We start from the raw sequence: 12,573 nt of genomic DNA on the forward strand, positions 1-12,573 counted from the left end.
GTACAAAACGACTTTGTACAAGTATTGCCAAGGAGGCACCATGAGATTGCATCGCATCAAATATTTCCGGCTTTCTTTACAAGAACCTGAGGGCGCGGTAGAGGAAATAACAAGCCCTGATGTATTTGACGCAATGTTTTGCGATGAGCGTGCAGACAATGCCGCGAATCGCGCAGGCCTTGAGCGGCTGATTCGCTACCTGCAGCCCGGGGACACTGTCGTCGTGGACAGCATGGCCTCGCTCACCTCCAGTACCGAGCAGCTGTGCAGCATCATTCGCCGGCTGATTGAAAAGCAGGTAACGCTGGAGTTTTCCAACGAAAACCTGATTTTCCGGCATGACTGCCTTGAAGTGGTGGAACCCATCATTGCGGTCATGGAACTGGTCGCGCAGTTCGAGCGCACTGCGGCGAGGGAAAAACAGGCCGCTGGAATTGCTACCGCCAGGAATCGCGGGTCCTACGGTGGTCGCAAGAAAAAACTGTCTGACACTCAGGTTGTCAGTTTGATTGACCGCGCCTGCGCTGGAGAAAGCAGATCCAAATTGGCGCGCGATTTTGAGATCAGTCGCCAGACGCTTTATCGGTACTTGAGATCTACGTAGGGGCTTCTATTGACCGTTATCCAGAGACTCGCTTATCCGATGCCGGTAGAGGAGGTCATCAAGTAACTGCCCATTGATGTGATAAGCGTCGCAATGACGTTGCTCAAACAGGAAGCCGCACTTCTCAAGAAGGCGGCAAGAGGCAGCATTTCCCTCGGTCACGACGGCCGTGAGCGTGTTCAGCCCAAGCGTTTCGCGGGCATAGTTCATCAACTGTTGCAGGGATTCAAAACCATAGCCCTTTCCTTGATGCCCGGCGAGGAACAGGTAACCGACTTCTGCCGTCGCCTCTTCATCGGTTGCCAGCTTTAATCCCGTGACCCCAACGGCACAACCGCTGTGCCGGTCGAAGACGACGAGGCACAACCAATGGCTGGCGCCTGGCAGCCATTGCGGCAACCGGGATTCAAATTTCTCTCGGGTTTCGGTTTCGCAGGGGGCGTCGCACACGTACTGGATCACTGACGGGTCGGTGTGCAACGCGAGGAAAAGGTCCCAGTCGCCGGCTTCCAGTTGCCGCATGTAAAGCCGTTCGGTGTATAGCTCCATTATTTGACGCTCCTTGTTGATCTGCTGTTGGCCCTCAAGCCTCGGTAACGGGCGCCTTTCCCGTTTTCTGATCCACCCAACCTTGTGCCGCGCCGGCGCGCTGGAGAACGGCCTGTTACTGCCGGTCTCTGTTGCAATGAAGAGCGAGGTGACGATCTTCCTTGAGAATTATGACCGCGTCGTGCGCACCGTCAATGAAGCCTATAACGTACGTGGTAGTGACTTGGCCAACCTTGCGATGATGTGTCTGACCAATAACGGCACAGTCTCGAAGAATTGCCGTAAGCAGTATCAATACTCGGTTCAGTCTGAGGTATTTGATTACATTGAGCAGGTCACACAGGCTCTGTTGGGAAGGCGATTAATTACTGCGGTCAGCTGTCGGGTCATTCAAAAACCGCCGTTCATGATCCGGGTCCGGCAACAGGCAGGTATCGTACTTTCCGAACAGCCGATAGCGATTGCGCGCGATGCGATCGTAAGCCCAATCCCGAACGAAGCGCGGGATGGCCCGCAGCACCAGCAAGGGGCGCCAGCGCGCAGGCAGTTGCGCGATGATGTCGAACACCGCCTCCGAACGCTCCCAATAGTGTCGGTCGCGGATCACCAACAGGGTGTCGAACTGATCCAGCGGCAGCCCGGCCCAGGCCAATAGCGCCTGACCTTCGGGCGATTGCACCGCCGCCAACCGCACGTGGTGGTCGCGGTCATGGCGAATCAGGAACCTTGCCCAGCCGTTGCACAGCTTGCACACGCCGTCGAACAACACCACGGTTTCGCCGGGCTTGAGCAAGGGCGCGGGGGTGGGGCGGGTTTGGGAGGCGGGCATGAGGGTGGGTCCAGTCGGGCCGGGTCAGCCTGGATCATACCCGCGTTCGTTCGCACTGTTTACTCAGGGAGTGGAGATCCAATAAACCAAGAGACTCCAGTGTGGGAGCTGTCGAGCTTTAGCGAGGCTGCGATGGCGTCGGCACTGCCCACATTGCTGTTGCCTGAGCCACCGCTATCGCAGCCTCGCTAAAGCTCGACAGCTCCCACAGGGGATGTTTGTTGTCTTGGGTATTGTGTTTACTTAACGCGACAAGACTGCCGCTGCGCCTTTTTCCTCGGTGCCCACCTCATGCAGCGATATCCGCGACGTCTCCGGCAACGCCAACCCGCCCGCCAATGCCAGCAACGCCACCGCAATCAGGTAAAACGCCGGTGACAGGTTGCTGCCCGTGGTACTGATCAACCACGTTGCCATCAACGGCGCCGTACCGCCGAAGATCGTGTAAGCCATGTTGTAAGTAATCGCCGAAGCCGTATACCGCGTGCGGGTCGGAAAGGTCTCCGACAGCAACGCCGCCGTGACCACCCCACACAGCACCGCGCCCACCGCCAGCAACATCACCCCGACCACAGACGCCGCGAACGAGCCGGAGCTGGCCATCAGGAACGACGGATAGACCACCACGATCAACAACACACACGCCGTCATCACAGTGACCCGACGGCCCACCCGATCCGAATACAACCCCGCCAGCGGGCAAATCGCCGCTGCGAAAATCAGCGCAATCAGCGACACCAGCAACGCCATCGCCCGGCTCAAACCACCGGCCACTTGCAGGTACGTCGCGAAGTAGGTGGTGAACATATAAAACGACAGCGCCGTGAGCGACACAAAAGCGCCCAGGCAGCAGATCGCCGCACCATGGTTGCGCAGGGTTTCCTTGAGCGGGGAGTGCGCGACCGCGTGTTCCTGCTTCACCGCCTGGAAAGCCGGCGTCTCATCCAGCTTCCAGCGCAGGTAAAGCCCCACCAGGCCCAGCGGTGCGGCGATCAGGAACGGCAAACGCCAGCCCCAACTGCCCATCGCCTCGGCCGACAACGACGCTTCCAGCGCATAAGCCACCACGGCCGCTGCGGCGAAGGCAGAGAAGGTCGACACCGGCACAAAGCTGCCGTACCAGGCGCGTTTGTCACTCGGCGCGTGCTCCATCAGATACGCACAGGCGCCCGCGTATTCACCGCCGGCGGAGAAGCCCTGGGCGCAGCGGATCAGCGACAACAGAATCGGCGCCGCCACGCCGATGGCGGCGTAGGTGGGCAGCAGGCCGATCAGCGTGGTGGCGCCGGCCATCAGCAAGATCGTCATGGCCAGCGTGCGTTTGCGCCCGATCCGGTCGCCGAGCATGCCGAAGAAAATCCCGCCCAGAGGCCGGAACGCAAAGGCCACCGCGAATACCGCGAAGGTCTTGAGCAGCGCCGCGCTGGCGTCGCCGCTGGGGAAGAACTGTTGGGCAATGGTGGTCGCGAGGAAGCCATAGACAGCGAAGTCGAACCACTCGACGAAGTTACCGATGCCGGCGGCGATGATCACGCGTCGCAGGGTTTGGGGGCTGACCTGTTCGGTGGAGGGGCTCGTCATGGGGGAAGGCCTCGGCGGTGGTAGGGGGATGATTGATTATCGGGGGCAGGGGTTGGGCGGCGGGGCTCAAAAGAGTCGTCCGCGTAGTCAGTAGCGACTTGGCGGGTGTGGAGTACGCAGGAATTGGGCCAGGTAATGCGCGGGGGACTGTCGACGGGCGGCGCGGGTAACCCGCGGTTCAGCCTTGGTATTACTCAACCCGGCCCCATAACTAGGGCTGTATCCATCCAGGGGAAGAACACCATGACCAACCACACCGAAACCGCCATCCTCGCCGGCGGCTGCTTCTGGGGCATGCAAGACCTGTTGCGACGCTACCCCGGCGTGCTGCAAACGCGCGTCGGCTACACCGGCGGCGACGTGCCGAATGCCACCTACCGCAACCACGGCAACCACGCCGAAGCCATCGAGATCGTCTTCGACCCGGCGGTGATCACCTATCGGCAGATTCTTGAGTTCTTTTTCCAGATTCACGACCCGAGCACGCCCAACCGCCAGGGCAACGACCTGGGGCCGAGCTACCGGTCGGCGATTTATTACCTGAGCGAACAGCAGCGCGACGTGGCGCAAGACACCGCGGCGGATGTGGATGCTTCAACGCTGTGGCCAGGCCGGGTGGTGACCGAGATCGAACCGGCGGGGCCGTTCTGGGAGGCGGAGCCGGAGCATCAGGATTACCTGGAGCGGATTCCCAACGGCTACACCTGCCACTTTATTCGACCGAACTGGAAGCTGCCGAAACGCGGTTAAAACTGTGGGGGCGGGGGTACCTGATGAACACAGGTATCTACGCAACTCTTGCAAGCTGACACAAAACCCCTTTGTGGTGAGCGGACTGTGGTGAGTGGACTGTGGTGAGCTGGACTGTGGTGAGCGGGCTTGCCCCGCGCTGGGCTGCGAAGCGGCCCTAAAACCAACCACCGCATGGTGCCTGACACTCTGTGGTGGCCTTATTGGGGCCGCTTCGCAGCCCAGCGCGGGGCAAGCCCGCTCACCACAGGCCTGCTCACCACAGGCCGCTCACCACAGGTCCGCTCACCACAGGCCTGCTCACCACAGGTCCGCTCACCACAGGCCTGCTCACCACAGCCCGCTCACCACAGGGAGGGCACCATACCCCTCAACGCATCTGCAGAATGATCGGGCTGCTGCTCGCCGGGCCCGTGTGCTCACGCAACTTGCCCACCGCCTTCGCATCCACCGCTCCGCCCTGATTGCCCCAGGTGCCGCGCACAAACGTCAGCACTTCGGCAATCTCCTGGTCCGACAACTGCTCCCGGAATGCCGGCATGCGATAAGCATCCGCCACATTGGCCGCCACCACGCGCTGCGAGCCGTTGAGGGTGATGTTGATCGCCGAAGCATTCTCCTTGGCCAGCGCCGAGGTGGCACCCGCCAGCGGCGGCATCCAGTCCGGTTGCCCTTTGCCTTCCAACCCGTGGCACGAGGCGCAGCGGGTCACGTAGGTATGGGCGCCCGGGACATCCAGACGTGCCGCAGCCGACACAGCCTGATACTGCCAGGCCGCCCCATCACGCTGCTCGTCCCCCGGCAACGACCTGAGATAGCGCGCAATCGCGGCCAGGTCATCGTCGCTCATGAACTGCGTGGAGTTGTTGAACGCCTCGGTCATCGAGCCATAAACCACCGCATGTTTATTGCGACCGGTCTTCAGGAACTGCACCACTTCCGGCTCGGTCCAGCGCCCCAGGCCGGTGTTGTGATCGTCCCGCAGGCTTGGTGCGTACCAACCATCCAGCAAGGCACCGGCCAGGAACGGCTTGCCGCTTTCATCCAGCGCCTTCTCGTTAAAGGCCAGGCCCCGCGGCGTGTGGCAACTGCCGCAATGCCCCGGGCCCTGCACGATGTAGGCGCCACGGTTCCACAGCTCATCCTTGCCAGCCTTGGCGACGTACGGCTGGCTGTCGGTAAACACGCCATTCCACAGCGCGATGGGCCAACGCATATTCAGCGGCCACGGGATCGAACTCGGCTCATTGGCCTGCCGCACCGGCGCCACGCCCTTCATGAAGAACGCGTACAACGCCTTCACATCATCGTCGCTGAGCTTGGCATAAGACGGATACGGCATCGCCGGGTACAGCCGACGCCCACCCGGCGCGACACCGTGGCGCACCGCGCGGTCGAAGTCCGCGAGGCTGTAGCGGCCGATACCGGTTTCCGGGTCTGGCGTCACGTTGGTGGCATGGATCGCCCCCAGCGGCGTGGCCATCTCCAGGCCTCCGGCAAAGGGCGCGCCGTTGGGCACGCTATGGCAGGCCACACAGTCGCTGACCCGGGCGACGTACTCGCCTCGGGCGACCAGCGCCGGCTCCGTGGCGACGGGCCCGGCGGACAGCGATGAAGCAGGCTCTCGGGTGACATACCAGGCCAGCAGGCCTGCCGCGACCAGGCACGGCAGCGCCAGCCAGCCAACGGTTCTTGCGAATCGGCGGTTGTTCATAAGTGCTCAGGCCCCGGTCAGGTAAAGGAGTGGCGGCTTAACGGCATGCTGCGCACGCGCTGCCCCGTCAACGCCGCAACGGCGTTGGCCACGGCGGGTGCCACGGCCGGCAACGGCGGTTCGCCAATGCCGCCCATTTTTTCCCCGCTCTCGATCACGCGCACGTGCACCCGCGCCATCCGCGACGGCGGCAGCACCGGGTACAAATCGTAGTTACGCGCCCGAGGCAAGCCGTCCACATACACCGCCTCTTCCAACAGCACCTGGGACAAGCCCAGCGACACCGCTCCATTTACCTGCGCCTCGACAATCGCCGGGTTGACGATGCTGCCCGGGTCGATCGCCTGCCAGATGTCATGGACCTTCACCTGCCCGTTCTCGATCGACACCTCGGCAATCACCGCCGTCTGCGTGCCGAACGGCGACGCCATCGCCACCCCACGCGCACGCTTGCTGCCGTCTTCGGCGACAAACGGGCCGCGTTTCCAGCCACCCGACAACTCGCCCACCGCCTTCAGCAGCGTGGTCAGCCGCTGGTTATCCCGCAGCAGATGCAGGCGCAACTCGAACGGGTCTTTGCCGCCCTTGTCGGCCAGCTCATCCAAAAACGACTCGTAGAAAAAGTCGTTCAGCGAGTTACCCACCGACCGCCAGTAGCCCAGCATCACCGGGCCCTTCACATAAATCTGCGCGATGCGCTTGTTGGGAATCGCATACGACTTCCCGGACAAGCCCTCCAGCGCCGTCGGGTCGAGCTTCTCGCCCTGTTTACCGGCCAGGGCCTCGGTCGGACCCTCGGTGGCACTCACCGCCTCAATCGCCACTGGCCAGCCGTCACCGTCCAGCGCTCCACGGAAATTCACCGCCGCCACCGGGCGCAGCACATCCCGCAGGAATTCTTCTTCACGGCTCCAGATCATCTTCACCGGACGCCCGACCGCCTTGGCCAACTCAATGGCCTGCGGGTAAGGGCTGGCCGAGTCATACAGGAAATGCCGCCCGAAAAACCCGCCCAACAACGGCGAATGCAGGGTAATCCGCTCCGGCGCCAGGCCAGTGCGCTTGGCGATATCGGCCCGGAACATATCCTGCGCCTGATTCGGCAACCAGATCTCCAGCGAACCGTCAGCATTGAAACTCGCCAGTGCCGAAGGCGGCTCCAGCTGGGCATGGTGCAGATACTGGTTGTGGTACGTGGCCTCGACCTTGGTCTTGGCATTGGCCAGCGTGCCGGCCACATCACCCTCGTTTTCATCATCCCGGGCCGGGCCGGTTTCTGCAGCGAGGCGCTTGAAATGCTCGTCGCTGGAAAAGTCCTTCGGCATCCCGCGCACTTTCGAGTCGGCCGCAGGCTCCAGCCAGTCGACCTGAATCGACTCCACCGCACGCTTGGCATGCCACCAACGCTCAGCCACCACCGCCACCGCGCCCGGCAGGCGATGCACCGAATGCACCCCCGGCATGGCCTTGACCTGGTCCTCATTGCGCAGGCTGCCCACCGTCATGCCCAGGCGGGGCGCATGCTGCACCGCCGCGTGGAGCATGCCGTCCACCTTCATATCAATGCTGTACAGCGCCTTGCCGGTGGACTTGTCATACGCATCCAGACGCTTCACCGGCTTGCCGATCCAGCGGAACTGGCTCGGGTCGCGCAGCTTCACACTGGCCACGTCCGGCACCGGCAGGTCCATCGCCCGCCCGGCCAACTCGCCATACGTGAGGGAACGCCCGGAGGCCGCGTGCACCACCTTGCCCGGCTCGGTCGACAACTCGCCCACCGGCACCTTCAACGCCTGCGCCCCGGCCTCCAGCAACATCGCCCGGGCCAACGCACCCAGCCGGCGCATCGTCGGGTAACTCATGCGCACCGACATACTGCCGCCGGTGATACGCATGCCATTCTCCATCACCACAAAGGCTTCACCGGGCGGGGCACACTCCACCAGGAACGTGGCCGGGTCGGCGTCCAACTCCTCGCCGACAATCTGCGCCATCGCCGTGAACGTGCCCTGGCCGCCTTCGATGAAGGGGCTGAGCAAACGAATCGTGTTGTCTGGCCGAATCTCCAGGAACGCCGGCACCTGCGTACCGCGCTCACCGGTGGCGGCCGCAGTGGCCGCCTGCACCCGGCCAGAACCCAGCGGCAGACCAAAACCAATCACCAACGCACCCACGGCCGTACTGGCCAGGAAACGCCGGCGCGACAGGTTCACCGGATCAGTCAACGCCGCGACCAAGGGCAGGGCAGCGGGATCAATGCGAATGTTCATCAGGCCTCTCCCTTCGCAAGGTCATGCACCGCCGCATGAATGGCGTTATAGGTGCCACAGCGGCAGAGATTGACCATCGCCGCCTCAATCTGCGCGTCGCTCGGCTTGGGCGTGTGCTTGAGCAGCGCCGTGGCCGCCATCACCTGGCCGGACTGGCAGTAACCGCACTGAGCGACTTGATACTCGACCCACGTGGCAACGACCCGCTTGCCCACATCATCCGACTCGATGGCTTCGATGGTCGTGATCTCCCGGCCAACCACACCGGAGACCGGCGTGACGCAAGAGCGCACCACGTTGCCGTCCACCAGCACGGAGCACGCACCGCACTGCGCCAGGCCGCAGCCGTATTTGGTGCCGGTCATGCCCAGGTTGTCGCGGATGACCCAGAGCAGAGGCGTGTCGGGTTCTGCGTCGACTTGGTGGGTCTGCTGGTTAATTCGTAATTCCATGGCTCACCCGCTGATCATCGGTTGGTGTTGCATTTTTTTAGTATTTTTCAGGCGGCGAGGCTGGGCTCCGCCGCTGGGCATCGATGGCCCGTTTGGTTCGAACGCACGTAGCTTGAGTAGTGTAGAGGGATACTGGATTGACTCTAGACCGTAGGTCCGGGGGGCGCTATGCGAGGGGGTGAAAGGTCGGAGGATTAGGCAAGTATTCGACAGGAATGCGATAGGGGAGGGGGAGCGGTCGGTGGTTTTCGTTGGTGACCTTGCAGAAGCAGGATTTTTTACGAGACGAATGGGGTAGTGGATTTTGGACGACCGCTATGGTTGATCGGTTGGCCAGCTAGACAGAATGCTGACGCTTGGCTAGCGTTTTGATGGCACATCCGTGCAAAACACGCCTTGCCCCAGTTGTCGCGGGCTGCGCAGTACGCGGTCGTAGGAGGGAAGCCCAAACCAAGTCAAGGAGATTCACCGATGCAATTCATCAAAATAGCGGTGTTTATAGCGCTCCTAGGGGCGCTCGCTGGCTGCGGCGCTGTTTCCTATCACACAATTGACAGGCCAGACCTGGACGGTCTGACCAAATTCGAGCTTCAGTCATCGGCCTTACGACTGGATATTGCCAAGGCTGATCCGGCTGCGCCAGGTGGTGGTAAGCAAAAGGCACTAACTGCTATAGCAAGTGGAGACCTCGTGCTGACGTCCGTCCCCACAGCATCATCGAGTCACCGTTACGCAATCGAGGCAACAGACCATTGGTGGTGGAAGACCACCCACCTAGGAGTTACGAAGAGGCCTGATACCGATTTAATACAGCAATTGACGGTTGATACTGAAGACAATCGCGTGAAGCTCATAGAGAGCGCCGGGGCGATAGGGGTTGCTGCAGTAGGCATACTCTTTACTGATGGCAGCATCAAAGGCTCCATTCCTGACGCACAAGCTCTTGAATCCGAGCTTGCAGCGACAGACGGGCACGCAAGCGATGCCATCTCACTGAGTTTCGCGGGGGGCGATATCAAGGGGGATCTTGCTGTAGAAGCAGTGCCAAAAGACGCGGTAAAAACGAAGACATTTGTCGACAACTACTTCAGCAAGAGAAGTGACGTTCTAATCTACTCGGCATGCCGGAAAGGGACGGTAACACTCACGGTCGCTGGCGAACGAAAAACATGGTCTGTGGTTGTCGCCGACCCAAGCTATGTGCAGACGATCAAAATCCCGGAGAAAGGAAAGCTAAGCAGTCACGCTGGTTGCGGCATGGATTCATCCAGCGATCCATCCTCCGTTGCCTCGGGTGCAGAAGTGGTCAATAAGCTTGTGGCGCAAACGAAGGCGATTATCGACGCGAGGAAGTAAAAAGGCACAGAGTAGGCAGGGTAAGTTTGCCTGGTTATGGAGCGACTTAACGATGCTCTGTGGCTTTCAGTGTCAGGTTAGGTCAGTCGTAGGGCAGCTAACCCCGCCCTACGAGCTGGCTCTGGCGATGGTTCGCGCCGTGATGATATACGTGTCAGTCAGTGCCGATATCGCTGGTCCGGCCAGCCGCGTAGCGATTAAAGGAGCAAAAAAATAGTGTCCGGCTACGATAGGAAATAGTGGAGCGTGACCTGATCCGGTCTTTCTATACTGGCCATCCCAGGACGGTACGCAGAGCGCAACCTATGCCGATCAAACCCAATCAACACTCCCTCGTGACGTTAGTCCGCGCTCAACAAAGCGACCTGGACGATCTTGTCGCCATCCGAATCGACGCCATGCGCGAAAGTCTCGAGCGCGTCGGGCGATTTGATCCAGTACGGGCGCGCGAGCGGTTTGTTAGCGGTTTTGAGGCCCACAACACCCATTACATCGAGGTATCTGGAGAGAGGGTTGGCTTTGTAGTGGTCAAGCACCACCCCACTGAACTCGTGCTCGACCACTTCTACGTGAGGCCGAGCGCGCAAGGTTCGGGGATCGGCTCTGCTGTGCTCACTCAGATTTTCAAAGCCGCAGACGCAGCCGCACTCCCTATTAAAGTGGGAGCCCTCAAAGAAAGCGCCTCGAATCGGTTTTACATTCGCCACGGCTTCCAGTTCGTCGAAAGCAGTGAGTTCGACAATTATTATGTCCGTCAGCACCTTACAGCGAGCAACACACCTTGCCCGGCAGGTGAAATAATTTGAGGAAAAACAGGGTCAGACCCTGAGGGATCCGTCGGGCGATTTGATCCAGTACGGGGGCGCGAGCGGTTTGTTCGTGGTTTTGAAGCCCACAACACACATTACATTGCAGTCAAAAGGGGACGAACCTCTTTGAAAATAGATCCGTCCCCCTATCCGTTACGCCTGCGGGCCTACGCCACCTGAGCCTTGACTTCCGGCCGGGGCGACTTGCGATACGTCAGCAACACAATCCCCGTCACCACAATCACCCCGCCCACCACCTGCCCGGCGCTGAGCATTTGATCGAGCACGATCCAGCCCATCAACAACGTCGCCAGCGGCTCAATATTCATCACCGGCGCATTACGCGGCATATCCAGGCGCGGCACCGAAATGAACAGCACGATAAACCCCGTGCCATACAGCACCACCAACGTCGCCAGTGCCAGCCAACCGGTACCGGTGGCCGGCAGGTTCAGGCCATCTACAAGCGCACCGCTCAAGCCCGCAAGGTTCACGCTGCTGAACACAATGAAAATCGTCAGCAGGCTGCGCACCGAACCGCGTACCTGAGACAACTTGTGGTCGGTGATCCACAGCGCACAGGCGAACACGAACGCCGCGCAAAAGGCCAGAGAGACGCCGAGCAGCCATTCCGGGCCGAGGGTGGTGTTGGCGGAGAGGCGGCCGGGTACGTCCAGCACGAACACCAGGCCCACCAGAATCAGGCCCATCAGCAAGGCAGTACGCGCGGTGGGGCGTGGGCCGCCGAGTGTCCAGGTGAGCAGGGCCAGCAAGATGGGGAACACGTTGGCGACCAGCAAGGCCAGCGCTACCGGCACACGGGCGACGGCAGAGTAGAGGCAGAGGCTTTGGGTGGCGATGAGCAGGCCCAGGAGCACTTGCCAGCGCCAGGCGCCTGGGGGGAGGCGCAGGCTTTGGCGTTGGTATAGGACCAGTATCGCCAGCACTAAGAGGGTGCCGCCGGAGCGCATCAGGATGGCCAGCAGGACGCCGGCGCCGTCGTCGAAGGCTACGCGGGCGGCGATGTGGTTGCCGGCGAAGGCGCAGCCCATGCAGAGAAGGATCAGCACGGCGATGTGGCGGGGGAATTGGGTGGGGGCAGGGGGAGTCATGGTGGGGGCTCGGGGAGTTGGCGCCATCGTCGGGGATGGGGGATTATTATTGGGTTGTCGTACAACTTGGTAGTGGGATTTGTAGCGGGTTTGGTGGGAGGGGGCAAGGGGTTGTTTTAGAGTGGTGGTCGAAGAGTGCCTTTCTAAAGCAGATCTTGCCGAAATTCATAGGGGGGCTGTGCCGGGACGGATAGCTATGATTCAGCTGGTCATTAGGGGGAGGTCGTATGAGTTGCTTGGCGGAGGCTTTCCAGCGCGCTTTTGGCTGGGAGGGATTTATTGATTTGGAATAGGCCCCTTTTGTCAATGCAATATGGAGATAAGCGCAGTTACTTTTGATGGTCGATAGTTGCCCTTCGTAACAGGCAGCTATCGGCCGATTCTGTTGAAAAGTCGACCATGGTTTCCGCAGCAGAAAAGTATGTGTCCGAGATTGAAATCTTTATTTTCGGCAGAGGCTTCCGGACTCAGACTTCAAGTAGCAGTGTGCAAAAAAGGCGTTTTAACCAGTCAATGACTAGGCCGTTTGGGCGAACCGACTTTTTCA

Annotated in this window: 11 protein-coding genes and 1 pseudogene; 5 read left to right on the forward strand and 7 right to left on the reverse strand. The window is 60.8% G+C overall.

The genetic code is table 11. From position 1 onward, the window contains the following. Positions 1-40: 40 nt before the first annotated feature. Entirely contained in the window at positions 41-604 is a 564-nt protein-coding gene (locus HKK54_RS20345; protein ID WP_010175847.1) for a recombinase family protein, read from the forward strand. A 6-nt stretch (positions 605-610) separates the two neighbouring features. Here the strand turns inward: HKK54_RS20345 and HKK54_RS20350 are convergent, their stop codons facing one another. After that, positions 611-1,153, reverse strand: a complete 543-nt coding sequence (locus tag HKK54_RS20350) for a GNAT family N-acetyltransferase (RefSeq protein WP_178120988.1) — start codon at positions 1,151-1,153, stop codon at positions 611-613. Positions 1,154-1,196: 43 nt separating this feature from the next. On the opposite strand from HKK54_RS20350, the pseudogene HKK54_RS33630 reads away from it, so the two are divergent. Beyond that, positions 1,197-1,508: pseudogene (locus HKK54_RS33630) on the forward strand (Fic family protein); the annotation flags it as partial. A gap of 6 nt (positions 1,509-1,514) precedes the next feature. On the opposite strand, the gene HKK54_RS20355 reads toward HKK54_RS33630, so the two are convergent. Both HKK54_RS20355 and HKK54_RS20360 read right to left on the reverse strand, forming a co-directional pair. After that, positions 1,515-1,982 (reverse strand): thiol-disulfide oxidoreductase DCC family protein, encoded by a 468-nt coding sequence (locus HKK54_RS20355; RefSeq protein ID WP_169387606.1) that lies wholly within the window; start codon positions 1,980-1,982, stop codon positions 1,515-1,517. A 243-nt stretch (positions 1,983-2,225) separates the two neighbouring features. Further along, on the reverse strand, positions 2,226-3,563 hold the full coding sequence (locus tag HKK54_RS20360) for an MFS transporter (protein WP_169387607.1): 1,338 nt from the start codon (positions 3,561-3,563) through the stop codon (positions 2,226-2,228). A gap of 243 nt (positions 3,564-3,806) precedes the next feature. On the opposite strand from HKK54_RS20360, the gene msrA reads away from it, so the two are divergent. Then, positions 3,807-4,313, forward strand: coding sequence for a peptide-methionine (S)-S-oxide reductase MsrA (msrA, locus tag HKK54_RS20365; protein ID WP_169387608.1), 507 nt, complete (start codon positions 3,807-3,809; stop codon positions 4,311-4,313). Between the two features lie 370 nt (positions 4,314-4,683). Here the strand turns inward: msrA and HKK54_RS20370 are convergent, their stop codons facing one another. From HKK54_RS20370 to HKK54_RS20380, 3 genes are read right to left on the reverse strand one after another with little or no spacing between them, the layout of a single operon-like run. Continuing rightward, positions 4,684-6,027: a c-type cytochrome gene (locus HKK54_RS20370; protein ID WP_169387609.1), complete on the reverse strand. Its 1,344-nt coding sequence runs from the start codon at positions 6,025-6,027 to the stop codon at positions 4,684-4,686. Between the two features lie 17 nt (positions 6,028-6,044). Beyond that, positions 6,045-8,297 (reverse strand): xanthine dehydrogenase family protein molybdopterin-binding subunit, encoded by a 2,253-nt coding sequence (locus tag HKK54_RS20375; protein ID WP_169387610.1) that lies wholly within the window; start codon positions 8,295-8,297, stop codon positions 6,045-6,047. Then, complete coding sequence (locus HKK54_RS20380) at positions 8,297-8,749, reverse strand: (2Fe-2S)-binding protein (RefSeq protein WP_169387611.1); 453 nt, start codon at positions 8,747-8,749, stop codon at positions 8,297-8,299. Before HKK54_RS20380 ends, HKK54_RS20375 begins: the two co-directional genes overlap by 1 nt. A 471-nt stretch (positions 8,750-9,220) precedes the next feature. Between HKK54_RS20380 and HKK54_RS20385 the strand changes: the two genes are divergently transcribed. Then, positions 9,221-10,105 (forward strand): hypothetical protein, encoded by an 885-nt coding sequence (locus tag HKK54_RS20385; protein ID WP_169387612.1) that lies wholly within the window; start codon positions 9,221-9,223, stop codon positions 10,103-10,105. 305 nt (positions 10,106-10,410) lie between these two features. Continuing rightward, positions 10,411-10,911: a GNAT family N-acetyltransferase gene (locus tag HKK54_RS20390; RefSeq protein ID WP_169387613.1), complete on the forward strand. Its 501-nt coding sequence runs from the start codon at positions 10,411-10,413 to the stop codon at positions 10,909-10,911. Between the two features lie 170 nt (positions 10,912-11,081). On the opposite strand, the gene HKK54_RS20400 is transcribed toward HKK54_RS20390, so the two are convergent. Further along, complete coding sequence (locus HKK54_RS20400) at positions 11,082-12,026, reverse strand: EamA family transporter (protein WP_169387614.1); 945 nt, start codon at positions 12,024-12,026, stop codon at positions 11,082-11,084. Between the last annotated feature and the right edge of the window lie 547 nt (positions 12,027-12,573).

Origin of the sequence: Pseudomonas sp. ADAK13 (assembly GCF_012935715.1) — a bacterium.
Lineage (GTDB): Bacteria > Pseudomonadota > Gammaproteobacteria > Pseudomonadales > Pseudomonadaceae > Aquipseudomonas.

Bases quoted from the DNA above. Each gene is read 5' to 3' on its own strand.
- msrA (WP_169387608.1), top strand. From the start codon at position 3,807: ATGACCAACCACACCGAAACCGCCATCCTCGCCGGCGGCTGCTTCTGG.
- HKK54_RS20355 (WP_169387606.1), bottom strand. From the start codon at position 1,982: ATGCCCGCCTCCCAAACCCGCCCCACCCCCGCGCCCTTGCTCAAGCCC.
- HKK54_RS20350 (WP_178120988.1), bottom strand. From the start codon at position 1,153: ATGGAGCTATACACCGAACGGCTTTACATGCGGCAACTGGAAGCCGGC.
- HKK54_RS20380 (WP_169387611.1), bottom strand. From the start codon at position 8,749: ATGGAATTACGAATTAACCAGCAGACCCACCAAGTCGACGCAGAACCC.
- HKK54_RS20385 (WP_169387612.1), top strand. From the start codon at position 9,221: ATGCAATTCATCAAAATAGCGGTGTTTATAGCGCTCCTAGGGGCGCTC.
- HKK54_RS20375 (WP_169387610.1), bottom strand. From the start codon at position 8,297: ATGAACATTCGCATTGATCCCGCTGCCCTGCCCTTGGTCGCGGCGTTG.
- HKK54_RS20390 (WP_169387613.1), top strand. From the start codon at position 10,411: ATGCCGATCAAACCCAATCAACACTCCCTCGTGACGTTAGTCCGCGCT.
- HKK54_RS20370 (WP_169387609.1), bottom strand. From the start codon at position 6,027: ATGAACAACCGCCGATTCGCAAGAACCGTTGGCTGGCTGGCGCTGCCG.
- HKK54_RS20400 (WP_169387614.1), bottom strand. From the start codon at position 12,026: ATGACTCCCCCTGCCCCCACCCAATTCCCCCGCCACATCGCCGTGCTG.
- HKK54_RS20345 (WP_010175847.1), top strand. From the start codon at position 41: ATGAGATTGCATCGCATCAAATATTTCCGGCTTTCTTTACAAGAACCT.
- HKK54_RS20360 (WP_169387607.1), bottom strand. From the start codon at position 3,563: ATGACGAGCCCCTCCACCGAACAGGTCAGCCCCCAAACCCTGCGACGC.